Raw genomic sequence first — 25,520 nt, 5'->3', positions numbered from 1 at the left:
GGGCCCTACGCCACCTGCTCTCGAACTCGGCGCCGGGCCCTGCTGGCGCGGCGGTCGTGACTCCCATCGTATCGGGTCAACACCGCCCGCACCTCGCCCATTTCCGGTGGTCGGAGATCACCTGCCGGCGCGGAAGTCGTACCCCTCGAAGGTCTCCTGGTGGCGGGTGAAGCGGTAGGTGGCCCAGTGCAGCCGGACCACCACCCCGCGCTCGTCCCGGGTCAGCCGGAGCAGCTCGCCCACCTCCCGGCCGGCGACCGTGCGGAACACGTCGGGCCGGTCCGGCAGCGGCGCGAAGACCGCGGGCGGCTTGCCGGCCGGTTCGTCCGCGCCCCGGGCCCGCAGCGCCCCGTCGTGCCAGGAGAAGACGTACTCGAAGCCCTCGCCCCACCAGCGGCCCAGCAGGCCGCGCAGGTGCTCCGGGGCGGGCGTGCCCGGCCGCCACGGCTCCACGTCGGCCGGGTCGTGCTCGGCGGCGGCGGCCAGCAGCCGGTGCGGCAGCTCGAAGACCTCCACGCCGGTGCCCGAGGAGCCGAGCACCGCGCAGCCCATCGCGCCCGCGGTGCCGTCACCGCCCCGCCGGCCGTAGACGGCGGCCAGGAAACCGGGCATGGCCCCGTCGTGCCCCACGTGCATCACCCGCCCCGGCTGCGGCACCAGGATCAGGCCGAGGCCGAAGCCGCCGGCCCAGAGCGTCTCGTCGGTGGTGGTCAGCGGCCAGCGCATCTCGTCGAGGGTGGCCGGCGCGAGCACCGCGCCGGCCGGGTCCAGCGCGGCCGGGTCGGCCAGGAAGGCCGCCCAGCGCGCCATGTCCGGGGCGGTGCTCCAGAGCTGCGCGGCCGGGGCCACCGCGCCGAAGTCCGTGTTCGGCTCCGGCCGGGCCTCGTCGGAGTACGCGTCGACCAGGAACCCGGTCGCCGCCCGGCCGCCCGGCGTCGGGCCGGTCGCGGCCAGCCCGAGCGGGGCGAGCACCCGCTCGGCCAGCACCTCGGCCCAGGTGCCGCCGCGCAGCCGGGCCACCATCTCGCCGAGCAGGGCCATGCCCAGGTTGGAGTAGTGGTAGCGCCGCCCGGTGGGCAGCACCCGCTCCACCCGGGCCAGGTCGGCGAGCAGTTCGGTGACGTCGGGCGCGCGCAGGCTGTCCCACACGTCGCCGTGCGGCTCCCGCTGGAGGCCCGCGGTGTGCGACAGCAGCCGGCGTACGGTCAGCTCGCCGTGCGCCGGCAGGTCGAGGTGCCGCCCGATCGGGTCGTCCAGGTCGAGCAGCCCCTCGTCCCGGCACTGCATGACCAGCACGGCCGTGAAGGTCTTGGTGACCGAGCCGATCCGGAAGACCGTCTCCGGCCCGAGCGGGGTGTCGTTGCCGGTCCCGCCGACCGCGCAGGTCCAGAGCGGCCGGTCGGCCCGGTGCAGGGCCACCGAGACGGCCGGGATCCGCCCGTGGGCCTGCGCCTGCCGCACCATCCGGCCGAGCCGGTCATGCACCGTGATCATGAGGGCAGTCTAGGCAGCGGCTCAGCGGCAGAGCATCGGGCCGAGCGGCGCGCCGCCGAGCAGGTGCGCGTGCACGTGGAAGACCTCCTGGCCGCCGTACGGGCCGGTGTTGAACATCAGCCGGAACCCGTCCACGGTCAGCCCCTCCTCCTCGGCCACCACGGCGGCGGTGGCCAGCAGCTCACCGGCCAGCCCCGGGTCGCCCTCGGCCAGGGTGACCACGTCCGCGTAGTGCTCCTTCGAGATCACCAGCACGTGCGTGGGCGCCTTCGGGTCGATGTCCCGGAAGGCCAGGGTCGTGGCGGTCTCGCGGACGACGGTGGCCGGGATCTCCCCGGCGACGATCCGGCAGAACAGGCAGTCGGTTCCCATCGGGGCATGGTAAGTCGTCCCGCACCTCCTCAGGCATGATGTGCCGCGTGACTTCTCGGGCGGTACTGGTGACGGGGGCCTCGCGCGGCATCGGCCGCGCGGTGGCGCGGGCGTTCGCGGCGGGCGGGGACCGGGTGGCGATCCACCACCGCGACTCCGCGGAGCTGGCCGAGGCGCTGCGGGCGGAGCTGCCCGGCGACGGGCACGTGGTGGTCCGCGCCGACCTGGCCGACCCGGAGGGGGTCCGGGCCATGGTGGACGAGGCGGCGCAGCGCCTGGGCGGCCTCGACGTCCTGGTCAACAACGCCGGCGTCTACGGCCCGCGGGACCTGCCCCACCCGGTCTTCGGCAACACCTACGAGCAGTGGCAGGAGCAGTGGCGGCTGGTCCTGGAGACCAACCTGACCGGCGCCGCGAACGCCACCTGGTGCGCCGCCCAGCACATGCGGGAGCGGGGTGGCCGGATCGTGAACGTGTCGTCCCGGGGCGCGTTCCGGGGTGAGCCGGAGCAGCCCGCGTACGGGGCGAGCAAGGCCGGGCTCAACGCGCTCGGTCAGTCGCTGGCGCTGGCGCTGGCCCCGTACGGCATCGCGGTGGCGACCGTGGCACCGGGCTTCGTGGCGACCGACATGACCACCACCCACCTCAGCGGCGAGCGGGGCGACGCCATCCGCGCCCAGTCCCCGTTCAACCGCGTGGCCCGCCCCGAGGAGATCGCGGCGGCCGTGCACTGGCTGGCGAGCCCCGAAGCCGAGTGGGCGTCGGGAACCATCGTCGACCTGAACGGCGCCTCCTACCTCCGCACCTGACACCCCCAGCACCCGCCGATCTTGCAGTTGCGGCCCGACAGGTGGGCGATGTGCGCCTTTTGCCGGGGCAGAAACTGCAAGATCGACGGGGAAGGGCGGGGTTACCAGCGGGACAGGCGGGTGGACAGGACGCTCAGCGCGGCCACGCCGGCTGTGGACGTGCGGAGGACCGACGGGCCCAGGCGGACCGGGCGGGCGCCGGCCTCCTCGAAGGCCGTCAGTTCGGTGGGGGCGATGCCGCCCTCGGGGCCGACCACCAGGACGATCTCGCCGGCGTCGGGCAGCTCGACCGTGGTCAGCCGCTGCTCGGCCTCCTCGTGCAGGACGAACGCGGCGGCCGCCCCGGCGATCCGGCGGGTCACCGTGGTGGTGGACTCGTCGGGCGCGCCGGCCACCACCGGCAGCCACGGGCGGCGGGCCTGCTTGGCCGCCTCCCGGGCGGTCGCCGCCCACTTCTCCCGGGCCCGTACGCCCCGGTCCCCGCGCCACTGGGTCACCGACCGGGACGCCGCCCAGGGCACGATCTCGTCCACCCCGACCTCGGTCATCGCCTGCACGGCCAGCTCGCCCCGGTCGCCCTTGGCGATGCCCTGCACCACGACGAGCCGCGGGACGGACGCGTCGGCGTACCCCCGGGAGGTGACCCGGAGGTCGAGAGTGCCCCGGCCGACGGCGCTGACCACGGCGGCGGCGGTGCCGCCCCGCCCGTCGGCGAGCAGCAGTTCCTCGCCGACGCGCAGCCGCTGCACGGTGGCCGCGTGGTGCCCCTCGGGGCCGTCCAGCGTCAGCGTGTCACCGGTGGGCAGCGCCTCGACCAGGAACAGCGGCGCCGACACCTCAGGCGTGCCCGTTGAAGGCGTCGCGCATCCGGGAGAAGAAGCCGCCCTGCTTGCTCAGCTCGGCGACCTCCTCGCCGCGGGTCTTGGCGAAGTCGCGCAGCATCCGCTCCTGGTCGGCGTCGAGCTTCGTCGGGGTCCGCACGTCGAGGTGGACGTAGAGGTCGCCCCGGCCGGTGCCGCGCAGGTGCGGTACGCCCCGGGCCCGCAGCCGCAGCGTGCTGCCCGGCTGGGTGCCCGGCTTGACGTCGACGGTCTCCTCGCTGTCGAGCGTCTTGATGGTCAGCCGGGTGCCGAGCGCGGCGGCGGTCATCGGCACGGTGACCCGGCAGTGCAGGTCGTCGCCCTTGCGGGAGTAGACGTCGTGCGGCCGCTCGTGGATCTCCACGTAGAGGTCGCCGGCGGTGCCGCCGCCCGGGCCCACCTCGCCCTGCTGGGCCAGCCGGATCCGCATGCCGTCCTCGACGCCCGCCGGGATCTTGACGGTGAGCGACCGGCGGGTCCGCACCCGGCCGTCGCCCGCGCAGGTGGGGCAGGGGTGCGGGATGGTGGTGCCGTAGCCCTGGCAGACCGTGCACGGCCGGGCGGAGACCACCTGGCCGAGGAAGGTCCGCTGCACCGACTGCACCTCGCCCCGGCCGCCGCACGCCTCGCAGGTGGCCAGGTGGGTGCCGGCCGCGGTGCCGGCGCCGGAGCAGGTGGTGCAGAGCACCGCGGTGTCGACGGTGATCGGCGCCTCGACGCCGAACGCCGTCTCGTTCAGGTCCAGCTCCAGCCGCAGGATCGCGTCGGCGCCCGGCCGGGTGCGCGGCCGCGGGCCCCGGCTGCCGCCCGCGGCGCCACCGAAGAACGCGTCCATGATGTCCTGGAAGCCGACGAACGGGCCGGCGCCGCCCGGACCACCCGGGCCCGCGCCCCCGCCGCCCGGGGCGAGCGGGTCGCCGCCCAGGTCGACGATCTGCCGTTTCCGATCGTCCGAGAGGACCTCGTACGCGGCGTTGATGTCCTTGAACTTCTCCTGTGCCTCCGGGTCCGGATTGACGTCCGGGTGGAACTGCCGCGCCAGCTTGCGGTAGGCGCGCTTGATCTCGTCGTCGGAGGCGTCCCGGCTCACGCCGAGAATGCCGTAGTAGTCCCTGGCCACTGCGTTCGGTGTCCTCATGTTCGTCTCGCGTTGCGCCGGTCGTCGGCCGGAGCCGGCCGTCGGCCGTGACTGGTCAGTTCTGGGCCAGCAGTTCGCCCACGTAGCGTGCCACGGCCCTCACCGTGGCGATGGTGCCGGGGTAGTCCATCCGGGTCGGGCCGAGCACACCGAGACCACCCACGATGGTGCTGCCCGGGCCGTACCCGGTGCTGACCACCGAGGCGGCCCGCAGGTTGTCGATCTCGTTCTCGTCGCCGATGAGCACCCGGGTGGTGCTCGGCTCGGCCTCGCCGATCAGCTTGAGCAGCACGACCTCCTCCTCGAGCGCCTCGAGGATCGGCCGCAGCGAGCCCTGGAAGTCGAGCAGGCCGCCCCGGGTGAGGTTGGCCGTGCCGGCCAGGGCGATGCGCTCCTCGTGCCGTTCGACCAGGGTCTCCAGCAGCACGGTGGAGAGCGTGGCCATGGCCGGGCGCAGCTGCGGCGTGGACTCGTCGACCAGGGCCTGCACCAGCGGTGGGGTGTCGGACAGCCGACTGCCGACAAGCTTCTCGTTGACCAGGCGGCGCAGGTCGGTGACGTCCTCGGCCGGGACCGGCCCGGGCATCTCGACCAGCCGCTGCTCGACCCGGCCGGTGTCGGCGATCATGACGACCATCAGCCGGGTGGTGGAGATCGGCACCAGCTCCAGGTGGCGCACCTTGGATCGGGCGAGGCTCGGGTACTGCACCACGGCGACCTGCCGGGTGAGCTGGGCGAGCAGCCGGACGGTGCGGTGCACCACGTCGTCGAGGTCGACCGCGCCGACCAGGAAGCGCTCGATGGCCCGGCGCTCGGCCGGACTGAGCGGCTTGACCCGGGAGAGCCGGTCGACGAAGAGCCGGTAGCCGCGGTCGGTGGGCACCCGGCCGGCACTCGTGTGCGGCTGCCGGATGTAGCCCTCCTCCTCCAGCACCGCCATGTCGTTGCGCACGGTCGCCGGGGAGACGCCCAGCTGGTGGCGCTCGACCAGGGCCTTGCTGCCGACCGGCTCCTGCGTGGCGACGTAGTCCTCGACGATCGCGCGCAGCACGGCGAGCTTGCGGTCGTCGAGACCCATCTCCCCACCTCCTGACGCACCTCGTCGCACCGGCGCGGGGCGTCCGCCGGGCGTCTGGCACTCGACTGTAGCGAGTGCCAGTCTACGTCGGCGTGCCCGCCGACGCGATGATCAGCGACGCACCTCCGGTGCGGCCCGCCGCACATCCGGTCCACCCGGGCCGAACAGCCGGACATCCCGGGCGATCCCGCTCTGGTGCGCCCTTGCCACCGGGACCTACCGTGACGACCATGACTGAACCTCCTCGCCCTCCCGGAGCGGGGGACTCCGGCGCCCCGCCGCCGGAGGCGACCCCGCCGTCGGCACCGTACGGCTCGTCGGCGGACGAGCCCCCCACCGCACCACTGTCCGGGGCACCGGCGCCGGGCGGCTATCCCCCGCCCGGCGGCTATCCGCCGCCTCCCGGCGGCCAGCCGCCGTCGGGCGGTTACCCACCCCCGGGCGGCTACCCCCCGCCGGGCGGCTACGGCGCGCCGGGCGCCGGCTACCCGGGTGGCGGCGCGTACGGGGGGCCCGCCGGCTACGCCAACAACGACGACAAGACCTGGTCGCTCATCGCGCACTTCGGCGGCCCGGTGGGTGTCGTGGTCGGCGGCAGCCTGCTCGGCTGGGTGGCGCCGCTCATCGCGTTCTCGGCCAAGGGCCAGCAGTCCCCCACCGTGCGCGCGCACGCGGTCGCCGCGCTGAACTTCCAGATCACCTGGGTCATCGCGACGCTGATCAGCTTCGTGCTGGCCGTGGTCACCTGCGGCCTGCTCTTCTTCATCCCGATCATCGTCGCCCTGATCCCGATCATCTTCGGCATCATCGGCGGCGTGAAGGCCACCGAGGGCGTCCTCTACCGCTACCCGATGACCTACCCGTTCGTGAAGTGACCGACCCGGCCGGCCCACGGGCCGGCCGGGACCCGGCGCGGCACGCGATCAGGGCAGCAGGTCGCGCACGACCGCGTCGGCGAGCAGCCGGCCGCGCAGGGTGAGCACCGCCCGGCCGGCGGCGTACGCGTCGGGGTCCAGCAGGCCGTCGGCCCGGGCCCGCTCGGCGCCCGCCCGGCCCGCCTCGTCGAGCCCGGCCAGGGGCAGCCCGGTGGCGAGCCGCAGCCGCAGCATCACGTCCTCCATGTGCGCCTCGTCCGGCGTGAGCAGCTCCCGGGCCAGGCCGGGCGACTCCCCGGCGGCCAGCCGCTGGGCGTACGCCGTCGGGTGCTTGACGTTCCACCAGCGCACCCCGCCGACGTGGCTGTGCGCCCCCGGGCCGAGGCCCCACCAGTCGGCGCCCGTCCAGTAGAGCAGGTTGTGCCGGCACCGGGCCGCCTCGGAGCGCGCCCAGTTGGAGACCTCGTACCAGGAGAAGCCGGCCGCGCCGAGGGCCGCCTCCGCGGCCAGGTAGCGGTCCGCCGCCACGTCGTCACTGGGGTACGGCAGCTCGCCGCGGCGCATCCGGGCGGCCAGCCGGGTGCCGTCCTCCACGATGAGGGCGTACGCGCTCACGTGGTCCACCCCCGCCGCCACCACCTGGTCCAGCGAGGCGGCGAAGTCCTCGGCGCTCTCCCCCGGCGTGCCGTAGATCAGGTCCAGGTTCACGTGGTCGAACCCGGCGTCGCGGGCCTCCAGCGCGGCGGCGGTGGCCCGGCCGGCGCTGTGCTGCCGGTCGAGGATCGCCAGCACCCCGGGCGCCGCGGACTGCATGCCCAGCGAGATCCGCGTGTAGCCGGCGGCCCGCAGGGTCTTGAGCGACTCCGGGGTGACGGTCTCGGGGTTGGCCTCGGTGGTCACCTCGGCGTCGGCGGCCAGCCCCCAGGTGCGGTCGATGCCGTCGAGGATCCGGGCCAGGTCGTCGGCGGGGAGCAGGGTGGGCGTGCCGCCGCCCACGAAGACGGTGTCCACCCGCGGCGGCGGGGTGTCGCCCAGCACCCGGCCGGCGAGGGCCAGCTCGGCCAGCACCGTGTCGGCGTACGTCTCCCGGCTCGCGCCGCCGCCCAGCTCGGCCGCCGTGTAGGTGTTGAAGTCGCAGTAGCCGCACCGGCTGGCGCAGAACGGGACATGCAGGTACACCCCGAAGCCGCGCGCGCCGACGGCGCGGCGCGCGGCAGCGGGCAGCGCCCCGTCGCGCGGGACGGGTTCGCCTTCTGGAAGGACGCCGGGCATGGCCACTAGTGTGCCCGGCATGACCTCTCCGGACGCTCTCGTGCGGGTCGCCACGGCCCGTGGGGTGACCACCCTCACCCTGGACAGCCCGCACAACCGCAACGCGCTCTCCACCCCGCTGATGACGGAGCTGCTGGCCGGGCTGGCCGCGGCCGTCGCCGACGACGCGGTCCGGGCCGTCGTGCTGGACCACACCGGCCCGGTGTTCTGCTCCGGGGCCGACCTGAAGGAGACCGCCGCCGCGTACGCCAGCGGGACCGTGCCGGCCGGGATGCTGGGCGACGTGCTGGTGGCCGTCCGGGAGTGCCCGAAGCCGGTGCTGGCGAAGGTGGCCGGGCCGGCGCGGGCCGGCGGGCTGGGCCTGATCGCCGCCGCGGACCTCGCGATCTGCGCCGAGGAGGCCACGTTCGCCTTCACCGAGGTCCGGATCGGGGTGATCCCCGCGGTGATCTCGGCAACCGTGCTGCCCCGGCTGCACCCTCGGGCCGCCGCCGAGCTGTACCTGACCGGCGACACCTTCGACGGCCGGCGGGCCGCCGAGGTCGGCCTGGTCACCGCCGCCGTGCCGGCGGACGCGCTGGACGCCGCCGTGGACCGCTACCGCGCCTCGCTCGTGAAGGGGGCGCCGAAGGCCCTCGCCGGGACGAAGGAGCTGCTGCGCCGCCCGGCCGCCACCGACCTGCGGGCCGAGATCGCCGAGTTGGCCGCGCTCTCCACCGGGTACTTCCTGTCCGAGGAGGGCCGGGAGGGCGTCCTCGCGTTCCGGGAGAAGCGGCCCGCGGCCTGGGTGCCCGCCACAGACTGAGGCCGGAGGCACGGGTCGGCTACGGACCGTGAGGCGTCCGGTCGGCCGACCCGGAGACTGGAGTGGGCGACGTACGCTGGGCGGGCTGTCGGGACTGGGGGTGCGGGTGCGGGCGCGTGGGGCGATCGTGGCATCAGGTGTGGTGGTGGCCGTGCTGGCCCTGCTCGGCGTCTGGTTCGTCACGGAGCAGTTCGGGCACCACCTGCGGCTGCCCCTGGCCAGCCGGACCTGCACCGTCCGGGCCGACGGGGAGGTCGTGCTCAGCGCCGACCAGATGGCCAACGCGGCCACCATCGCGGCGATCGGCGTGCAGCGGAAGATGCCGGAGCGGGCCGTGGTGGTGGCGCTGGCGACGGCGTACCAGGAGTCGCACCTGCGCAACATCGCGCACGGCGACCGGGACTCGCTCGGCCTGTTCCAGCAGCGCCCCAGCCAGGGCTGGGGCACGCCCGAGGAGATCCGCGACCCGCGCTACGCCGCGAAGAAGTTCTACGCCGCGTTGACGAAGGTCAAGGGCTGGGAGAAGCTGCGGGTCACCGAGGCCGCCCAGCGGGTGCAGCGGTCGGCCTACCCCGAGGCGTACGAGAAGTGGGCGGACGAGTCGCAGGTGCTCACCCGCGCCCTGCTCGGCAACGCCACCGGCGCGGTGGCCTGCACGGTCGGCCCGACGCCGACGATGCGCGGCCCGGCCGCCGCCACCGCCCTCCTGCAGAGCCTGGCGCTGGACTGGGGCCTGCCGGAGCTGAACTCGGCCACCGACCTGACCGGGCTCACCGTGCCGGCCGCCGACAGCCGCAACGGCTGGCGGTACGCCCACTGGCTGGTCTCGCACGCCGACGACCACGGGGTGAAGCGGGTCCGCTTCGGCGAGCTGGAGTGGACGGCCGAGCAGGGCACCTGGGCCAAGGTGAAGGGCGACCCCGCGACGCAGGTGCTGGCCGAGGTCTTCGCCGCGACCTGACCCGGCCTCGCCGCGGGCCGGGCGGTCAGCCGGCGGCGGCGCCGAGGCGGCGGCGCACCTTCGCCCGCACCGACTCGGGCAGCTCCGGCACGTCGAGCAGGCGCGGCAGCAGGTCCGGCTCCAGCGTGGTCGCCCGGAACACCTCGCCGATCGTCACGCCGTGCGCCGGCCGGTCGACCACCTCGACGGGATCGCCGGCGCCCACCTCGCCCTCGCGCACCACCCGCAGGTACGCCCCGGGCGCGCCCCGGACGGTGAACCGCCTGATCAGGTCGGGCACGCCCCAGAAGCCGGCGAAGGTGGTGCACGGGGTGCGCGGCTTGGTCACCTCCAGCAGCGCCGAGCCGACGGCCCAGCGCTCACCGATCACCGCCCCGGTGACGTCCACCGCCCAGGTGGTGAGGTTCTCGCCGAAGGCGCCCGGCGGCAGCGCCCGGCCCAGCTCGCCGGCCCACCAGCCGGCGTCCTCCTCGGCGTACGCGTAGACCGCCTGGTCGGGGCCGCCGTGGTGGGCCCGCTCGCCGATGAAGTCGCCGGTGACGCCGGCGAACCGGATGGCCACCCGACCGTCGACGGGCCGCTTGTCGATGCCGCTGCGACCGCTCGGGTCGCCCGCCCACTCCGCCTCGGTCACCACGCCGAGGTTCACCGCCGCCAGCCTGCCTGTCATGGCGGTCAGCCTAGGTGCCGCGGCCGGGCGCCGGGGGACGGGTTCCTCCCGCGCACCTCAGCCCTTGACCGCGCCGGCGACCAGGCCGGAGACCATCCGGCGCTGGACCAGCAGGAAGAAGACGATCACCGGAAGGGTGAACAGCGTCGAGGCGGCCATCACCGAGCCCCACGCCGTGTCGTCCCGCCCGAAGAAGAACGTCATGGCCACCGGCAGCGTGTACCTGCTCTGGTCGTTGACGAAGGTCAACGCGAAGATCAGCTCGTTCCACGCGGTGATGAAGGAGAAGATGCTGGTGGCCACGAGGCCGGGTGCGACCAGCGGGAAGAGGACCTTGCGGAAGGTCTGGGCCCGGCTGGCCCCGTCGATCGCCGCCGCCTCCTCCAGCTCCTTGGGCACCGCGGCCACGAAGCCGCGCAGCATCCAGACCGCGAACGGCAGCGAGAAGCCCAGGTAGGTCAGGATGAGGCTGGGCAGGGTGTTGTAGAGGCCGAGCCGCTGGATCATGAGGAACAGCGGGATGACCAGCGCCTCCAGCGGGATCATCTGCACCACCAGCAGCAGGATCAGGAAGGTGGTGCGCAGCTTGAAGCGGAACCGGGCCACCGCGGTCGCGGCGAGCAGGGCGACGAGCCCGCTCAGCACGACGGTGGCCACCGCGACCAGCGCGCTGTTGAGGAAGAAGTCGGTGAAGGTCACGCCCGGGATCAGGTTGCCGGTGAGGATCTCCCGGTAGTGCTCCAGGGTCGGCCTCGCCGGCACCGGGCGCGGCGTGGCCGAGAAGATCTCCCGGTTGGGCTTCAGCGAGGTGGCGACCATCCAGTAGACCGGGAAGGCCGCGAACAACGCGACCAGCAGCCCGGCGCCGTTGAGGGCGATCTTCTTCACGACTCGTCCTCCTGCCGGAGCACCATACGGACGTACACGCCGGTCACCACGAGCAGAATCACGGTGAGGATGACGGCGATCGAGGAGCCCAGGCCGTACTTGGGCGGCGGCGAGAACGCCTCCGCGTAGGAGTAGATGGAGAGCATGAAGGTCGACCGGTCCTGGGTGCCGCCGGCCAGCACGAACTGCTGGGTGAAGACCTTGAAGTCCCAGATCGTGGAGAGCACCACGAGGATGCCGAAGACCGGCCGCAGCATCGGGAAGGTCACCGACCAGAAGACCCGCCACGGCCCGGCCCCGTCGACGCGGGCGGCCTCCTGGAGCTCGCTCGGCACGCTCTTCAGGCCGGCCAGCACGCTGACCGCGATGAACGGGAACGAGTGCCAGACGACCACGAGGGTCAGGATGGCGAAGAAGAGCAGCGGGTCGTTGAACCAGCCGTAGCCGGTCCAGTCGCTGCGCCCGAACACGGCCGTGGAGAGCCCGTCCGGAAGCTTGTTGAACAGCCAGGTGACCAGGCCGCTGGTGTCGTCGAAGATCCACTTCCAGACGATGGTGCCGGTCAGCGCAGGCGTGGCCCAGGCCAGCATCACGCAGCTCGCCACGAAGGTGGCCATCTTCTTCCCGAGCCGGTTGAGCAGCAGCCCGACCAGGGTGCCGAGGATCATGGTGAGCACCACGTTGGCCACGGCGAAGAGGACGGTGTTGCGCAGCACCGTACGGAAGAACGGGTCGCCGAGGATCTGCGCGTAGTTGGCCAGGCCGACCCACGGCCACTCGCGGTCCCCCCGCAACTGCCGGACGCTGTCCAGCTTGTAGAAGGACATCATCACGACCTGGCCGAGGGGCCAGAGCAGCAGCACCCCGATGATGGCCAGGCAGGGCAGGAGCAACAGGTACGGGAGGCGGTCCACACGGCGGCGCCGCCGCGCGGGGGTCTCCCGCGCGGCGGCTTCGCCGGTGACCTTGGTCAGCGTGGTCACTTGGCGTTGAGAATGCTTTCCATCTCGGTGGCCGCGTCGGCGGTGGCCTTCTCGACCGTCTTCTGCCCCTTGATGACCGAGCTGTTCATCGCCTGGGTGACCGTCTTGGTCCGGCTGACCTCGACCCACTTCGGGGTGAGCGGGGTCAGCTTGGTGTTCTGCATGGTGGTGGCGAACGCGGCCATCACCTTGTCGTTGGCGTAGTTGCCGCCACCGACCAGGTCCTTGTAGACCGGGAAGAAGTTCAGGCTGCTGGCGAACTCCTGGTCCTTCTGCTTGCTCAGCAGCACGGTCAGGTAGTCCCAGGCCAGGGCCTGCCGCTTGCTGTCCTTCCAGAGGGCGATGTCGGAGCCGCCCGCGAACGCCGGGGCCGGCTTGCCGTCCGGGCCGGGGATGGGGAACGTGCCCCAGACCTTCTCGATCTCGGGGTTGTCCTTCTTCATCGCGCCGCCCTGCCAGCTGCCGGCGAACGCCATGGCGGCCTTGCCGGTGGCGAACTGGGTGCGGGCGTCGACCTCGTTCCAGCCGGCGGCGGCCGGCGGGGCGACCTTGTGGACGGTCACCAGGTCGGTCCAGAACTTGACCGCCTTCTGCGCCTCCGGCGTGTTGTAGCCGGACTTCCAGCTGTCGCCGTCCTTGGTGGCGATCTCCGCGCCGGCGGCCCACAGGAAGGAGTAGAACGGCAGCTCGGAGTTGCCGGGCAGGGCGATGCCGTAGGTGCCCGGCTTCTTGGCCTGGACGGCCTTCGCGGTGGTGACCAGCTCGTCCCAGGTCGTCGGCGGCTTCACGCCCGCCTCGGCGAACCAGTCGGTGCGGTAGTAGATGGCGCGGACGCCGGCGTACCACGGGACGCCGTACTGCTTGCCGTCGAGCTGGGCGTTCTTCACCAGGTCGGGGAGGATGTCCTTCCCCTCGGACCAGCCGTTGAACTTGTCCGTGACGTCGGCGAGGGCATCCTGCGCCGCCCAACCCTGGGTCTCGGTGTTGCCCAGCTCGGTGACGTCCGGCCCCTCGCCGCCGGCGAGCGCGGCCTGGAACTTCTTCGGCGCCTCGAGCCAGGGGATGTACTGCACCACGACGTCGGTCTCGGGGTGCTTCTTCTTGAACTCCGCCTCGACGCCGTCGAGGAACTTGGTCTGGGCGTCGCCGCCCTCACCCATCATCCAGACGGTCAGCTTGCTGTTGTCCGCAGCCTTGTCGTCGTCGTCGGAGCCACCGCATCCGGACAGCACCATCGCGGCCGACGCCACGATGGCGGTGACCGGAGCCAGCCGCTTCCACCTGTTCACGCCATATCTCCCTCGGGGCCGGTTGGCACTAACCTTCTCCGCCGCACCTTAGTAGGAAAATTTCCTTTACAACAGGGGGTACTCGCGGCGGGCGGCCGTGGCGACCGTATCGCAGGCGTGCGCCCGGGCGGCAGGGGTGCCGTCCGGGCAGCTCAGGCGGACATGGAAGCGGGCGCCCGACCGGTCGGTCGGGCGCCCGCTGGAGCGCTTCGGGGGATGGGGTCAGTAGCGCGAGACGCCGCGGCGACGCCCCACACCGGCCACCAGGGCCACGCCGATGGCGGCGAACAGAACCTGCAGCAGCAGCTCACGCCAGTCGATGCCGGCCGTGTTGGCGAAGCCGGAGGCCCGGGCGACGATCGTGCCCAGCAGCGCGGCGCCGACGCCGATCAGCATGTGCAGCCACATCGGCATGTTCTGGCGGCCCGGGACGACCAGGCGACCCAGAGCGCCGACGATCAGACCAACGATGAGCGCGGTGATGATGCCCCAAACGGTGAGCTCCACGGTCGCCCTCCTTCTCTCAGAATGAGTCACACGGGATCGTGTGGTTCCTGTCGTGACCGCTAAGTTCCCGACCCGCCGAAAATCCAAACCGACTCCGGTGACGAATTGCTCCGGACGGCTCTGAGCTGGGCTTTCGTGGCCGAATCCGGGCGCGGGGCGGCGAGCGGCGGCCATTTTCCGCGCTGACTTCGTTCAATGCCCGTCCGCCGGCCGGGCGCAAACGCCAGCGGGCGCCCGACCGGCCGGTCGGGCGCCCGCTGAGGCGCTTCGGGGAGGTGCGTCAGTAGCGCGAGACGCTGCGGCGACGCCCCACGCCGGCCACCAGGGCCACGGCGATGGCGGCGAGCACGACCTGGACCAGCAGCTCCATCCAGTCGATGCCGTTGGTCTCGGTGGCGATGCCCATGGCGCGGGCGAGGACGGTGCCCAGCAGCGCGGCGCCCACGCCGATCAGCATGTGCAGCCACATCGGCATGTTCTGGCGGCCCGGAACGACCAGGCGGCCCAGCGCGCCGACGATCAGACCAACGACGAGCGCGGTGATGATGCCCCAGACGGTCACGGTTGTCTCCTTCTAAGAGGTTTCACACGGTCTGTGTGGTTCCTGTCGTGACCGGTAAGTTCCCGAGCCGCCGAAAAACCAAACCGACCCACTCCCCGCCCCGCCCTGCGCCGGCTCCGGCCCGGCATGGATTCCGCAGGTAGGAGCGGTTCCGCGCGGCCCGCCGCCGAGGAAAAAATCTCCGGGTACGCGAACGGCCGGCGCCCCGCGACGGGGCGCCGGCCGTGGCGTCGACGCGTTACTTCTTGCCGGCGGGCTTGCCGTCGCCGGAGTCGGAGGAGAGCGCGGCGATGAAGGCCTCCTGCGGGACCTCCACCCGGCCCACCATCTTCATCCGCTTCTTGCCCTCCTTCTGCTTCTCCAGCAGCTTGCGCTTCCGGCTGATGTCACCGCCGTAGCACTTGGCGAGCACGTCCTTGCGGATGGCCCGGATGGTCTCCCGGGCGATCACCCGGCTGCCGATGGCCGCCTGGATCGGCACCTCGAACTGCTGGCGCGGGATCAGCGAGCGCAGCTTCGCCGCGATCGTGGTGCCGTAGTTGTACGCCTTGTCCTTGTGCACGATCGCGCTGAACGCGTCCACCGGCTCGCCGTGCAGCAGGATGTCGACCTTGACCAGGTCGGACGCCTGCTCGCCGGAGGGCTCGTAGTCCAGCGAGGCGTAACCCTTGGTCCGGCTCTTGAGCTGGTCGAAGAAGTCGAAGATGATCTCGGCCAGCGGGAGGGTGTAGCGCAGTTCCACCCGATCGGCGGAGAGGTAGTCCATGCCGAGCAGGCTGCCCCGCCGGCCCTGGCACAGCTCCATGACCGCGCCCACGTAGTCGTTCGGGGTCAGCACGGTGGCCCGCACCGTCGGCTCGTACACCTCGGCGATCTTGCCGGTCGGGTACTCGCTCGGGTTGGTCACCACGATCTCCACGCCGTCCTCCTGGATGGCCCGGTAGACCACGTTCGGCGCGGTGGAGATGAGGTCGAGGTTGAACTCCCGCTCCAGCCGCTCCCGGATGATCTCCAGGTGCAGCAGGCCGAGGAAGCCGCAGCGGAAGCCGAAGCCGAGGGCGCCCGAGGTCTCCGGCTCGTAGACCAGGGCGGCGTCGTTGAGCTTGAGCTTGTCCAGCGCCTCGCGCAGGTTGGGGTAGTCGGACCCGTCGATCGGGTAGAGGCCGGAGTAGACCATCGGCTTCGGGTCCTTGTAGCCGCCCAGCGCCTCCTTGGCCGGGTTGGCGTTGATGGTGACCGTGTCACCCACCCGGGACTGGCGGACGTCCTTCACGCCGGTGATCAGGTAGCCCACCTCGCCGACACCCAGCGCGTCGGCCTTCACCATCTCCGGGGAGATGACGCCGATCTCCAGCAGCTCGTGGACGGCGCCCGTGGACATCATCTTGATCCGGTCCCGGGCGCTGATCAGGCCGTCGACCACCCGGACGTAGGTGACCACGCCGCGGTAGACGTCGTACACCGAGTCGAAGATCATGGCGCGGGCCGGGGCGTCGGCCTGGCCGACCGGGGGCACGAACTGCCGGACGATCTCGTCGAGCAGGTGCGGCACGCCCTCACCGGTCTTGCCGGAGACCTTGATGCAGTCCGCCGGGTCGCCGCCGATCAGGTGGGCCAGCTCCTCGGCGTACTTCTCCGGCTGGGCGGCCGGCAGGTCGATCTTGTTGAGCACCGGGATGATGTGCAGGTCGTTCTCGAGCGCCAGGTAGAGGTTGGCCAGCGTCTGCGCCTCGATGCCCTGGGCGGCGTCGACCAGCAGGATGGCGCCCTCGCAGGCCGCCAGGGACCGGGACACCTCGTAGGTGAAGTCCACGTGGCCCGGGGTGTCGATCATGTTGAGCACGGCCGTCTCGCCGGCCCGGTCGCCCTCGCGGATGGTCCACGGCATCCGGACGGCCTGGCTCTTGATGGTGATGCCGCGCTCGCGCTCGATGTCCATCCGGTCGAGGTACTGCGCCCGCATCTGCCGGGGGTCGACCACGCCGGTGAGCTGCAGCATCCGGTCGGCCAGGGTCGACTTCCCGTGGTCGATGTGGGCGATGATGCAGAAGTTCCTGATGCGCGCCGGGTCGGTGGCACCAGGAGCGTTCGCGCCGGGATCGAGCGTCGGTGGCACAGCTGTCCGTTCTGGTCGGCTGACGTGAGCGGGCCGGCGCGCCGCCGGCCCCCTCTATGCTCCCACGTCGTCCGGGGCGCGCCGGTGCTCCCCCGGCACTGCTCCGGCGTGACTCCTCCAGCGTGACTCCTGGGGCGTCACTCCTCGGGCGGCTCGACGAAGAGGGCGGCGAGCTTCGGCAGGCGAAGCCGCGCCTCGTCCTCGTCGTCGAAGTCCCAGAAGTCGTTCAGGTCCGGCGCCCGCACCGGGTCCCGGTCCGCCGGCAGGTCGGCCGCGGTGGCCTTCCGGTACGCCTCCCACGGCACCGCCAGCATGTCCTCGCACTCGAACTCCTCGCCGCTGAGCGCGGCGGACCGGACCTGCGGCAGCTCCGCGAGGGAGTCCGGGTCGGCGACCGCCCGGGCGAACACCGCCCGGCCCTGGGTCATCAGCCAGCCCCGGAAGTACTCGAAGCCGTCGTCCGAGGCGCCGCCGTTGATCAGATACGCCGCACCCCAGAGGTCGACCTTGTACGACGCGGCGAGCACCCGCTGCTGGTGATGGGCGTACCCGACGATCTCCTCCGGGTCCCGCTCGGCGAGCAGCGCCACCGCCCGGGCGGCGACCGCCGCGGGCTCTCCCCCGCCCCCGGCCCGGGCGTCGTCGATCAACTGCCAGAACTCGTCGGTCCTCATGGCTGGCCAGTCTGGCAGAGCACACCGACGTCCCGGTGCGGCAGCATGGGCGGGTGCCCGCGATCTCCCTGCCCCCGGTGCCGTACGACGCCACCGCCGACCGGCCGGCGTGGGGCGAGCTGCCCGCCGGGCTGCGGGACGCGCTGGCCGCCCGGCTCGGCGGGCACCCGGTGACGGTCCGCCCGGCCGGGGCGGGCTTCACGCGCGGCTTCGCCGCCGTGCTCACCGGCCCCACCGGGGAGCCGGTCTTCGTGAAGGCGGCGGCGCTGGCGGAGCAGCGGCACCTGGTCGACTGGTACGCCCACGAGGCCGCCGTCCTGGCCCGACTCCCCGCCGGCCTGCCGGTCCCGCGCCCGCGCTGGGCGCTCACCGAGGCCGGCTGGTACGCGCTCGCCCTGACCGCGGTCGACGGGCACACGCCCCGGCTGCCCTGGGCCCCGGCCGAGCTGGACGCCGCCCTCACCGCGTACGCCGAGGTGGCCGCCGCGCTCGCCGCGCCGCCCCCGGACCTCGTGGCGCTCGGGTTGCCGCGCCTCGCCGACCTGGCCCGCGACGACATCCTCTGGTGGGGCGAGGTGACCGCCGGCCGCGAACCGGCGCCGGTGCTGCCGCCCTGGGCGCCGCTGCCCGAACTGGCCGCGCTGGAGTCCCGCCTCCCCGGCTACGCCGACGCCGCCCCCGGCCTGGCCCACTGCGACCTGCGGGTGGACAACGTCCTGCTGGACGCCGCCGGCCGGGCCTGGATCTGCGACTGGAACTGGCTCTGCCACGGGCCGGCCTGGTTCGACCTGATCACCCTGCTGATCACCGGGTACGCCAGCGGCCTCGACGCGGACGCCGCCTTCGCCGGCCACCCGGCCGCCGCCGGGGCTCCGGCCGACGCGCTCGACGTGACCCTCGCCGCGCTCTCCGGCTACCTTCTCACCAGCGCCGCCGCCGGCCCGTCCACCGCGTCCCCGCACATCCGGGCCCACCAGCGCTGGAGCGGCGAGCAGGCCCTGGCCTGGCTCGCCGCCCGCCAGGGCTGGACCTGAGCACCCCGCTCCCGAGGCGTTTTGGCTCGCCGCCGGGCGACCTGGTAACCTGGCTTTTCGCGCGGCGATGGCGCATGTCCGCCGTGCGTGAAAGCAGACCAACCCGAGCTATCAAGACGAGGCTGTCGCGTGGCGAACATCAAGTCCCAGATCAAGCGCAACCGGCAGAACGAGAAGCGCCGGCTGCGTAACAAGTCGGTCAAGTCGTCGCTGAAGACCGCCATCCGGAAGTTCAACGAGGCTGCCGAGGCGGGCGACGCCGAGAAGGCCACCACCCTGATGCGTGAGGCCACCCGCAAGCTGGACAAGGCTGCCAGCAAGGGTGTCATCCACGCCAACCAGGCGGCCAACCGGAAGTCGGCGATCGCCAAGCGCGTCGCCTCGTTCTCGGCCTGACGAGCGCCTCAGACCTGACCGGAAGCCCCGGGGTTACCGCCCCGGGGCTTCCGGCTGTCTGCGTTCCCACGTCCGGTCAGGCGGTACGGACCATGTCGGCCTCGTCAGCGGTGCGGGTCGCCCCGGTCAGCGGTGCGGGTCGTGCCGGGTCGGGTCCGGCCGGCGCCCGGTGTCGGAGGGTGCGGCGGCAGGGCGGGGCGCTCCCAAGGTCGGATCGCCGGCCAGGGCCACCCCGCTGGGCAGCGCCCGGGCCGTGGACGGCACGCTGGCCCGGCCGACCACCGGCTCCATCTGCCGGCGGAAGCGGTCCCGTTCCTGCTCCGGCACCTGCGCCGCGGTGCGGATCACGATCTCGGCGACCATGTCGTTGAGCTTCACCATGGCCGCCACCGCCGCCGGCAGCACCAGCACCGCCCACCAGGTCACCAGCTCGGCGAGGGCGAGCAACACGGCCAGGGCCACGGCGCCCTCGAAGAAGAGGAAGCAGAGCACCCCGCCCGGGTTGACGAAACGCAGCCCGAGGACCCGGGCGTAGAGCGGCCGGTACCGCTCCTCGTCCGCCGGGACCGTCGACCACGTTCGGGTCACCGGCCGCCACCCCGCCGCGCCGCGGCCACGGAGAAGACGGCCCGCTCCAGCGCGTACGCCCGGTCGTCGGCGCCGCCCTTGACGGCGGCGTTGCACTCGGCGGCCGCGCGCATGGCCTCCACCAGGCCCTCCGGCGTCCAGCCCCGGCCCTGCCGCTGGGCCCGCTCGATCTTCCAGGCCGGCATGCCCAGGCTGCTCGCCAGCTGGTAGGGGCTCCCCCGCCCGGCCGAGGCGACCCGGGCCACGGTCCGCACTCCGTCGGCCAGGGCGTCGGCGATCGGCACCGGGTCGACGCCGACGTGCAGCGCCCAGCGCAGCGCCTCCAGGGCGCCGGGAACGTCACCGACCATCGTCGCGTCGGCCACCGTGAAGCCGGTCACCTCGACCCGCCCCCGGTAGTAGCGGGACACCGTGTCCGCCCCGATCCGCCCGTCGGTGTCGGCGACGAGCTGGGAGCAGGCGGCGGCCAGCTCACGCAGGTCCGTGCCGATGGCCGCGATCATCGTCTCGGCCGCGTCCTCGGTGCACTTGCCGCCCAGGCGGCGGATCTCGTCCCGGACGAACGCGACCCGCTCCCGGTGACCCTTGAGCTTCGCCGCCGGCACCACGGTCGCGCCGGCGGCCCGCAGCCCGTCGGCGAACGCCTTGCCCTTGGCGCCGCCCAGGTGCAGCACCACGAGCTGCACGTCCGGATCCGGGTTCTTCGCGTATCCGAGCAGGGCGGTGACCAGGTCCTTGCGGGCGTCCTGGCCGGCACGGAGCACGAGCACCCGGCGGCCGCCGAACAGCGACGGGCTGAGCATCTCGGCGATCTCCCCCACCGCCAGCGAGCCGGCCTGGTACTCCCGGACGTCAACATCCGGGTCGACGCTGCGGGCCCGGGCGACGGCTTCGGAGACGGCTCGCGTGGCGAGCAGTTCCTCGTCGCCGAGAACGAGCAGAATAGGGGGCAGGCTGGCGGGGGTCACGTCGCCCATATTCGCACGGCCTCCGACCGGATCGTGCCTGGTCATCGAGGACTGTGACGGCACAGCCCGCACTCAGCGCGAATCCAGACATTTGAGTCGATATACCAGCTATCCCAATAAGCACCTGGATTCTCGGGTGCTTCTCGAACCGGTCTCACCGCCGCCGCCCCGGGCCGGTTCCGCGGGCCACCACCGCCAGGCCACCGCCGGCGCGCACCGCGGCCACGTCGCCGTCGGTGTCGGTGCGCAGCACCCGGGTGCCGGTGCGGGTCAGCCGGTCCAGCAGGCCCGGGTTGGGGTGCCCGTAGTCGTTGTCGACGCCCACGCAGACCAGCGCGACCGCCGGGCGGACCGCCGCGAGGAACTCCGGATCCTGGTACGCCGACCCGTGGTGGGCCACCTTCAGCACGTCGGCCCGGATGGCGGCGGCCGGCACGGTCTCCAGCAGCGCCCGCTGCTCCTCGGTCTCCGCGTCGCCCGGCAGCAGGATCCGCACCCCGTGCACGGTGGCGGCCAGCACCAGGGAGTTGTTGTTCGGGTCCGACCGGCTGCCGCGCAGCGGGTACGGCGGCCCGATCGCGGTCAGCTCGACCGCCCCGGCCCGCCACCGCCAGCCCGCCTGCACCGGCGCCAGCGGGGTGCCGCCCTCGCGCGCCGCGTCGCGTACCTGGGCGACCCCGTAGGGCGGCTCGGACCACTGCGGGGTCGCCACCGCCGCCACCCGCCGGCCCCGGAACACCCCGGCGACGCCGCCCACGTGGTCGGCGTGGAAGTGGCTGACCACCAGCAGCGACACCTCGCGTACGCCGAGCCGGCGCAGGCATCCGTCCACCCCGGACGGGTCCGGGCCGGCGTCGACCACCACGGCCCGGCCGGTGGCGACCGGTAGCACCACGGCGTCCCCCTGCCCGACCGCGCACGCCACGATCACCCAGCCCGGCGGTGGCCAGCCGGCCGCGAGCAGCCGGACGGGCAGCGCGCCGAGCACGACAGCGGCCACGACGACCGCGACGAGCCGCCGGAGGACCGGCCGCCGGACGGCGACCAGCAGCGCCACGCTCACGGCGGCCAGCAGCAGGGCACCGGTCACCCCGCCCGGCCAGGGCAGCGTCCCGGCGGGCAGCCGCGCCCCCTGCGCGGCGACGGTCACCAGCCAGCGGGCGGGCCAGCTCGCCAGCCAGGCGGCGAACTCGGCGCCGGCCGGCCAGACCGGTGACAGCACCGCCGCGAGCACGCCCAACACCGTGGCGGGCGCGACCACCGGCACGGCCAGCAGGTTCGCCGGCACCGCGACCAGGCTCACCGTCCCCGAGATCCCGGCGATCACCGGACCGCAGGCGAGCTGCGCGGCCGCCGGCACGGCCAGCGCCTCGGCCAACCCGGGCGGTACGCCCCGCCGGCGCAGCCCGTCCCGCCAGCCGGGGGCGAGCAGCAGCAGCCCACCGGTGGCGCAGACGGAGAGCGCGAACCCGGGGTCCCCGGCCAGCTCCGGATCGACCAGCACCAGCACGGTGACCGCGGCGGCCAGGGCGGGCAGGGCGGCCCGGGTCCGACCGGTGGCGAGCGCGGCCAACCCGATGGCCCCCATGGCCGCGGCGCGGACGACGCTCGGCGAGGGCCGGACCAGGATCACGAACCCGACCAGGGCGAGTACGCACAGCGCGGCGGCCGTCCGCGGACCGGCCCGGGCCCAGCGGGCGAGCAGCAGCACCGCCCCGACCACGATGGCCACGTTGGACCCGGACACCGCGTTGAGATGGGTCATGCCGGTGGCCCGGAAGTCCTCCTCCACCTCGGGCGGCAGCCGGCTGGTGTCCCCCACCACCAGGCCGGGCAGCAGCCCGCCCGGCGCGTCGGGAAGTGGCGCGCAGGCCCGTTGCAGCCCGGCCCGCAGCACGCCGGCTGCCCGCTGGGGCCACGGCGCCGGGTCGTGGCGGGTCGGTGGCCCGGTGGCCGACAGCACGGCCGCCGTCAGGTCCCCGCCGCGTGGGGCGGACAGCCGGCCCTTCGCGATCACCCGCTGCCCCGGCAGCAGGGTGCGCCAGGCCGGGTCGCTCGCCAGCACGAGGCCGCGCACCGTGCCGGTGACCCGGCGGCCGGCGGGGTCCGTGAGGCGGGTCAGGTCGGCGCTGACCAGCAGGGTCGCCGGGCGGCCTGCGGCACGCCGGATCGGGCGCGGGTCGTCGCGGACCACCACCTCGGCGGTGACCAGGGTCCGCTCGGTCACGAGCGCCCGCACGGGGCCCGAGTCGCGGACCGCCAGGCGGGCCGCGGTGGCCGTCGCGCCGCAGACCACGCCGAGCAGCACGGCCACGGCGATCCAGCCGTAGCGGCGGACCGGGGCGGCCGGGCGGCCCAGCAGGCCACACAGGTGCGCGCCGGTGAGCAGCGCCAGGCCGGCGGCGACGACGGCCAGCGTGACGCTCGCCGTCAGGGTGGCGTGCAGGCCGGCCAGTGCGGCCAGCCAGGCGGCCACGGCCAGCCCGGCCAGCCGCAGATCGGGCACCTCCCGCGCCGTCGCGCCGCCGTCGCGTTGCTGTCCTCCGGCTGTCACGCCGCTTCCGGTGGCGGCGCGGCGGGGCGGCTCGCCGGTGTTCACACCGTCACCAGGTCCTTCAGCTGGTCATACCGGGCGTCGCCGATGCCGTCGACCTGGCGCAGGTCGGAGACCGAGCGGAAGCCGCCGTGCTGCTCGCGGTGGTCGAGGATCCGCTGGGCGAGCACGGGACCGACGCCGGGCAGCGCGTCGAGCTGGGCCAGGGTGGCGGTGTTCAGGTTCACCGGGCCGCCTCCCGGCGCCGCGCCGCCGGCCGCGGGTCCGCCGCCTCCGGTCACCGGCCCGGGCGGGGCGGCCTGGCCGGGTGGGGCGGTGACGCCGACCAGGATCAGCTCGCCGTCGGTGACCTTGCGGGCCGGGTTGAGCAGGGCGACGTCGACGCCGGGCAGCGCGCCGCCGGCCGCCTCGATGGCGTCGGCCACCCGTGCGCCGGCCGGGAGGCGGACGAGGCCCGGGCGGCGGACCTTTCCGGCCAGCGCCACCACCACCTGACCGGCGGAGGCGGTGGGCGCGGAGGTCTCCGGTGCGTCGACCGCCGCGGCCGGACGGACCGGCTCCGCCTGTGGCCGGGAGCGCCAGGCCCAGACGCCGGCGACCAGCACGACGACGACCGCCACGGCCGCGAGGGCCCGGACACCCCGCCGGCCGGGGTCGAAGGCGCCCGGGCCGGGCAGCCGGGACGCCAGAGGACGCCGTTCCCCGGCATCGTCGGCAGCGCCCACAGGGTCGTGCCCGTGTCGACCGCCTTCGTCGTCGGCCGGAAGCGCCTCGTCGGCAAGGCGTGTCAGCGGCCACCTCTGGGCGGCGTCAGGGGCCGAGGTCACCCGGCCCGACTCGGGCGCGCGGCCGGACGCGCGCACGGGCACCGGACCCGCGACGGCGGCGAGTGGCCGAGGATCGGCAGAGGATGAAGCCTGCGCAGCCCAGGGCGGATCAGGGTCGAGATCCGGACCGCGCCGGGAGCCTTCTGCCGGCATGGCGGCACCGACCGGCTCGAACAGCCGGGACAGCCGCCGCCGTACCGTCGTCTCCTCGTCGTCTGACACGGCTGGAAGCTACTGCGCCAACCCGGCCCGGGGCGGACGTCGGCGCTCGCCTGTGGACGACCGACAACCTTGTGGACGACCCCCCGGACCACCTCCATCTGTGCTACCGAGGCCCTCGTGGGGCAGGCGTCGGAGCCGTCGTGCCGGGACCCCGCGACCGCCCCGGCTCGTTGACAATGGCGACATGACAATTCGATACGCCGACGTGCTCCGCCCGCTACGGGAGGCGTACGACTCGCGTGCGGCATGGCGTGACGGGCTCAGCAAGGAGCCGTGGAAGGTGGCGGAACGGCAGGCGTTCCGTGACCGGCTGGCGGCGGGTGCGCGGCTGCTGGAGATCGGTGCCGGCACCGGACAGGACAGCGCCTGGTTCCAGCGGGAGGGCTTCGGCGTTGTCGCGGCCGACCTCTCGCCGGCGATGGTCGAGCACTGCCGGGCCAAGGGCATCGAGGCCCACGTCATGGACTTCCTGCGGCTGGACTTCCCGGCCAGCTCGTTCGACGCGGTGTTCGCGATGAACTGCCTGCTGCACGTGCCCAACCAGGACCTGCCCGCGGTTCTGGCGGCGATCCGGGCGATCCTGCGCCCCGGCGGGCTGTTCTTCGTCGGCGTGTACGGGAGCACCGAGAGCGCCGAAGGCCCCATCAGCGGCGACCAGCACGAGCCGCCCCGCTTCTTCTCGTTCCGCACCGACGAGCAACTGCTCACGTTCGCCGCCGCGTCGTTCGACGTCGTGGACTTCCATTCCGTGGACGTCGGCGGCGGCCACCGGTTCCAGTCGCTGACGCTGCGCCGCCCGGAGCGCGAGGAACGACGTTAGCGGGCCGGGGACAACTCCCGGGCGAAGCGGCGTACGGCGTCGGTGACCGCAGTCGGGTTGTCGAAATTGGCCAGGTGGCCGGCGCGCGGGATCAGCTCGATCCGGGTTCCGGGGCGGGCCCGGGCGAACTCCCGCTCCCCCGAGCGGAACAGCCGGTCCCGCTCCCCGTTGAGGATGAGCACCGGGGCGCGCACCGCCGCCAGGCTCGACGCGTCGAACCGGCCCATGACGTCGCGCCAGGCGATCGGGAGAGTGTGGAAGGCGTACCCGTCGGCGATGGTGGCGTCGACAACCTCCGGCGGGTAGAGGCGGCGCAGCAGCCGGTCGTTCCAGCGGGTGAGCCGGGCGGCCGGCAGCCGGGCGACCAGCGACGCCAGCAGCCGGTACGGGACGGTCGCCGGCCCGGTGGTGCTCTGGCTGGCGCCCATCAGCACCAGGCCGGCGAGCAGGTCCGGATGCCGGCGGGCGACGTGCAGCGAGACGTACCCGCCGAGCGAGTGCCCCACCACCAGGGCCGGGCCGGCGTCGAGGTCGTGGACCGCCTCGGCCACGATGTCGGCGGCACGGTCGAGGCTCCAGGGTTCGGCCGCGCGGCTGCCGTGCCCGGGCAGGTCGACGGCCGTGACGGGGAACTCGGCGGCGAGGGCGGGCAGTTGCGGCTGCCACTGGCCGCGGGCGAAGCGGGTGCCGTGCACCAGGACGATCGCGGGATGATCCACAATGCCCAGTCTGCCTCCGCGGCCGGACTCCGCGCCGCC

26 protein-coding genes are annotated in these 25,520 nt (G+C 73.8%); 7 read left to right on the top strand and 19 right to left on the bottom strand.

The annotated features are described in order from the left end of the window. Positions 1 to 117: 117 nt before the first annotated feature. Positions 118 to 1,494 carry a serine hydrolase gene (locus FXF50_RS25455; protein ID WP_148431471.1) on the bottom strand — a complete coding sequence of 459 codons (1,377 nt, stop codon included), beginning with the start codon at positions 1,492 to 1,494 and terminating at the stop codon, positions 118 to 120. Positions 1,495 to 1,515: 21 nt separating this feature from the next. After that, on the bottom strand, positions 1,516 to 1,866 hold the full coding sequence (locus FXF50_RS25450; RefSeq protein WP_148431470.1) for a histidine triad nucleotide-binding protein: 351 nt from the start codon (positions 1,864 to 1,866) through the stop codon (positions 1,516 to 1,518). A 47-nt stretch (positions 1,867 to 1,913) separates the two neighbouring features. On the opposite strand from FXF50_RS25450, the gene FXF50_RS25445 reads away from it, so the two are divergent. Next, on the top strand, positions 1,914 to 2,675 hold the full coding sequence (locus FXF50_RS25445) for an SDR family NAD(P)-dependent oxidoreductase (protein ID WP_148431469.1): 762 nt from the start codon (positions 1,914 to 1,916) through the stop codon (positions 2,673 to 2,675). Positions 2,676 to 2,776: 101 nt separating this feature from the next. Here FXF50_RS25445 and FXF50_RS25440 read toward each other — a convergent pair whose 3' ends face one another. The 3 genes from FXF50_RS25440 to hrcA form a co-directional block, all read right to left on the bottom strand. Further along, positions 2,777 to 3,511 (bottom strand): 16S rRNA (uracil(1498)-N(3))-methyltransferase, encoded by a 735-nt coding sequence (locus FXF50_RS25440; RefSeq protein ID WP_148431468.1) that lies wholly within the window; start codon positions 3,509 to 3,511, stop codon positions 2,777 to 2,779. 1 nt (position 3,512) lies between these two features. Continuing rightward, on the bottom strand, positions 3,513 to 4,655 hold the full coding sequence (dnaJ, locus tag FXF50_RS25435; protein WP_187399819.1) for a molecular chaperone DnaJ: 1,143 nt from the start codon (positions 4,653 to 4,655) through the stop codon (positions 3,513 to 3,515). A gap of 73 nt (positions 4,656 to 4,728) precedes the next feature. Next, a complete protein-coding gene (gene hrcA, locus FXF50_RS25430) occupies positions 4,729 to 5,751 on the bottom strand; it encodes a heat-inducible transcriptional repressor HrcA (protein ID WP_148431466.1) in 1,023 nt (340 codons plus the stop codon). A 230-nt stretch (positions 5,752 to 5,981) separates the two neighbouring features. Between hrcA and FXF50_RS25425 the strand changes: the two genes are divergently transcribed. After that, positions 5,982 to 6,626 (top strand): DUF4870 domain-containing protein, encoded by a 645-nt coding sequence (locus FXF50_RS25425; protein WP_148431465.1) that lies wholly within the window; start codon positions 5,982 to 5,984, stop codon positions 6,624 to 6,626. 48 nt (positions 6,627 to 6,674) lie between these two features. Here FXF50_RS25425 and hemW read toward each other — a convergent pair whose 3' ends face one another. Next, complete coding sequence (hemW, locus tag FXF50_RS25420; protein ID WP_187399816.1) at positions 6,675 to 7,898, bottom strand: radical SAM family heme chaperone HemW; 1,224 nt, start codon at positions 7,896 to 7,898, stop codon at positions 6,675 to 6,677. A 19-nt stretch (positions 7,899 to 7,917) separates the two neighbouring features. Between hemW and FXF50_RS25415 the strand changes: the two genes are divergently transcribed. Continuing rightward, the gene (locus tag FXF50_RS25415) at positions 7,918 to 8,703 is read left to right on the top strand and encodes an enoyl-CoA hydratase-related protein (protein WP_148431463.1); all 786 of its coding nucleotides are present in this window, start codon (positions 7,918 to 7,920) and stop codon (positions 8,701 to 8,703) included. A gap of 100 nt (positions 8,704 to 8,803) precedes the next feature. Then, positions 8,804 to 9,664, top strand: a complete 861-nt coding sequence (locus FXF50_RS25410) for a hypothetical protein (protein WP_187399815.1) — start codon at positions 8,804 to 8,806, stop codon at positions 9,662 to 9,664. A 25-nt stretch (positions 9,665 to 9,689) separates the two neighbouring features. Here FXF50_RS25410 and FXF50_RS25405 read toward each other — a convergent pair whose 3' ends face one another. The 8 genes from FXF50_RS25405 to FXF50_RS25370 all read right to left on the bottom strand — a co-directional run bounded on the left by FXF50_RS25405 (position 9,690) and on the right by FXF50_RS25370 (position 17,353). Further along, the gene (locus FXF50_RS25405) at positions 9,690 to 10,334 is read right to left on the bottom strand and encodes an MOSC domain-containing protein (RefSeq protein ID WP_148431461.1); all 645 of its coding nucleotides are present in this window, start codon (positions 10,332 to 10,334) and stop codon (positions 9,690 to 9,692) included. A gap of 57 nt (positions 10,335 to 10,391) precedes the next feature. Continuing rightward, positions 10,392 to 11,222, bottom strand: coding sequence for a carbohydrate ABC transporter permease (locus FXF50_RS25400; protein ID WP_148431459.1), 831 nt, complete (start codon positions 11,220 to 11,222; stop codon positions 10,392 to 10,394). Beyond that, positions 11,219 to 12,205: a carbohydrate ABC transporter permease gene (locus FXF50_RS25395; RefSeq protein ID WP_148431458.1), complete on the bottom strand. Its 987-nt coding sequence runs from the start codon at positions 12,203 to 12,205 to the stop codon at positions 11,219 to 11,221. The genes FXF50_RS25400 and FXF50_RS25395 overlap by 4 nt, the downstream gene beginning before the upstream one ends. Next, entirely contained in the window at positions 12,202 to 13,494 is a 1,293-nt protein-coding gene (locus FXF50_RS25390) for a sugar ABC transporter substrate-binding protein (RefSeq protein ID WP_148431456.1), read from the bottom strand. Before FXF50_RS25390 ends, FXF50_RS25395 begins: the two co-directional genes overlap by 4 nt. Before the next feature lie 222 nt (positions 13,495 to 13,716). Continuing rightward, positions 13,717 to 14,001 (bottom strand): GlsB/YeaQ/YmgE family stress response membrane protein, encoded by a 285-nt coding sequence (locus FXF50_RS25385; RefSeq protein ID WP_148431454.1) that lies wholly within the window; start codon positions 13,999 to 14,001, stop codon positions 13,717 to 13,719. A 280-nt stretch (positions 14,002 to 14,281) separates the two neighbouring features. Then, the gene (locus FXF50_RS25380; protein WP_148431452.1) at positions 14,282 to 14,563 is read right to left on the bottom strand and encodes a GlsB/YeaQ/YmgE family stress response membrane protein; all 282 of its coding nucleotides are present in this window, start codon (positions 14,561 to 14,563) and stop codon (positions 14,282 to 14,284) included. Between the two features lie 238 nt (positions 14,564 to 14,801). Then, complete coding sequence (lepA, locus tag FXF50_RS25375) at positions 14,802 to 16,679, bottom strand: translation elongation factor 4 (RefSeq protein ID WP_148431450.1); 1,878 nt, start codon at positions 16,677 to 16,679, stop codon at positions 14,802 to 14,804. Positions 16,680 to 16,816: 137 nt separating this feature from the next. Next, positions 16,817 to 17,353 (bottom strand): DUF4240 domain-containing protein, encoded by a 537-nt coding sequence (locus tag FXF50_RS25370; RefSeq protein ID WP_148431449.1) that lies wholly within the window; start codon positions 17,351 to 17,353, stop codon positions 16,817 to 16,819. Between the two features lie 53 nt (positions 17,354 to 17,406). Between FXF50_RS25370 and FXF50_RS25365 the strand changes: the two genes are divergently transcribed. Together FXF50_RS25365 and rpsT are read left to right on the top strand one after the other, a co-directional pair. Continuing rightward, complete coding sequence (locus tag FXF50_RS25365; RefSeq protein WP_255510187.1) at positions 17,407 to 18,387, top strand: aminoglycoside phosphotransferase family protein; 981 nt, start codon at positions 17,407 to 17,409, stop codon at positions 18,385 to 18,387. Positions 18,388 to 18,516: 129 nt separating this feature from the next. Further along, complete coding sequence (gene rpsT / locus FXF50_RS25360) at positions 18,517 to 18,783, top strand: 30S ribosomal protein S20 (protein ID WP_107076136.1); 267 nt, start codon at positions 18,517 to 18,519, stop codon at positions 18,781 to 18,783. Between the two features lie 126 nt (positions 18,784 to 18,909). Here rpsT and FXF50_RS25355 read toward each other — a convergent pair whose 3' ends face one another. The 4 genes from FXF50_RS25355 to FXF50_RS25340 form a co-directional block, all read right to left on the bottom strand. Next, positions 18,910 to 19,371, bottom strand: coding sequence for a hypothetical protein (locus FXF50_RS25355; RefSeq protein ID WP_255510186.1), 462 nt, complete (start codon positions 19,369 to 19,371; stop codon positions 18,910 to 18,912). Further along, a complete protein-coding gene (gene holA, locus FXF50_RS25350; protein WP_148431445.1) occupies positions 19,368 to 20,348 on the bottom strand; it encodes a DNA polymerase III subunit delta in 981 nt (326 codons plus the stop codon). The genes FXF50_RS25355 and holA overlap by 4 nt, the downstream gene beginning before the upstream one ends. A gap of 145 nt (positions 20,349 to 20,493) precedes the next feature. Further along, the gene (locus tag FXF50_RS25345) at positions 20,494 to 22,938 is read right to left on the bottom strand and encodes a ComEC/Rec2 family competence protein (RefSeq protein WP_370464154.1); all 2,445 of its coding nucleotides are present in this window, start codon (positions 22,936 to 22,938) and stop codon (positions 20,494 to 20,496) included. After that, the gene (locus tag FXF50_RS25340) at positions 22,935 to 23,942 is read right to left on the bottom strand and encodes a helix-hairpin-helix domain-containing protein (RefSeq protein WP_370464153.1); all 1,008 of its coding nucleotides are present in this window, start codon (positions 23,940 to 23,942) and stop codon (positions 22,935 to 22,937) included. Before FXF50_RS25340 ends, FXF50_RS25345 begins: the two co-directional genes overlap by 4 nt. A 184-nt stretch (positions 23,943 to 24,126) precedes the next feature. On the opposite strand from FXF50_RS25340, the gene FXF50_RS25335 reads away from it, so the two are divergent. Then, positions 24,127 to 24,762: a bifunctional 2-polyprenyl-6-hydroxyphenol methylase/3-demethylubiquinol 3-O-methyltransferase UbiG gene (locus FXF50_RS25335; RefSeq protein WP_148431443.1), complete on the top strand. Its 636-nt coding sequence runs from the start codon at positions 24,127 to 24,129 to the stop codon at positions 24,760 to 24,762. Here FXF50_RS25335 and FXF50_RS25330 read toward each other — a convergent pair. Further along, on the bottom strand, positions 24,759 to 25,481 hold the full coding sequence (locus FXF50_RS25330; protein ID WP_222866104.1) for an alpha/beta fold hydrolase: 723 nt from the start codon (positions 25,479 to 25,481) through the stop codon (positions 24,759 to 24,761). The two genes, FXF50_RS25335 and FXF50_RS25330, sit on opposite strands and share 4 nt — an antisense overlap. Positions 25,482 to 25,520: the final 39 nt, after the last annotated feature.

The sequence above is a fragment of the Micromonospora sp. AP08 genome, assembly GCF_008085935.1.
Classification (GTDB): domain Bacteria; phylum Actinomycetota; class Actinomycetes; order Mycobacteriales; family Micromonosporaceae; genus Micromonospora; species Micromonospora chersina.
The sequence above is the reverse complement of the archived record's forward strand: the minus strand, read 5'-3'. Positions and strand labels throughout refer to the sequence as shown.

Coding starts and splice junctions, on each gene's coding strand:
- FXF50_RS25450 (WP_148431470.1), bottom strand. CDS start 1,866: ATGGGAACCGACTGCCTGTTCTGCCGGATCGTCGCCGGGGAGATCCCG.
- FXF50_RS25425 (WP_148431465.1), top strand. CDS start 5,982: ATGACTGAACCTCCTCGCCCTCCCGGAGCGGGGGACTCCGGCGCCCCG.
- holA (WP_148431445.1), bottom strand. CDS start 20,348: ATGGGCGACGTGACCCCCGCCAGCCTGCCCCCTATTCTGCTCGTTCTC.
- FXF50_RS25415 (WP_148431463.1), top strand. CDS start 7,918: ATGACCTCTCCGGACGCTCTCGTGCGGGTCGCCACGGCCCGTGGGGTG.
- FXF50_RS25405 (WP_148431461.1), bottom strand. CDS start 10,334: ATGACAGGCAGGCTGGCGGCGGTGAACCTCGGCGTGGTGACCGAGGCG.
- hemW (WP_187399816.1), bottom strand. CDS start 7,898: ATGCCCGGCGTCCTTCCAGAAGGCGAACCCGTCCCGCGCGACGGGGCG.
- FXF50_RS25335 (WP_148431443.1), top strand. CDS start 24,127: ATGACAATTCGATACGCCGACGTGCTCCGCCCGCTACGGGAGGCGTAC.
- FXF50_RS25370 (WP_148431449.1), bottom strand. CDS start 17,353: ATGAGGACCGACGAGTTCTGGCAGTTGATCGACGACGCCCGGGCCGGG.
- FXF50_RS25455 (WP_148431471.1), bottom strand. CDS start 1,494: ATGATCACGGTGCATGACCGGCTCGGCCGGATGGTGCGGCAGGCGCAG.
- hrcA (WP_148431466.1), bottom strand. CDS start 5,751: ATGGGTCTCGACGACCGCAAGCTCGCCGTGCTGCGCGCGATCGTCGAG.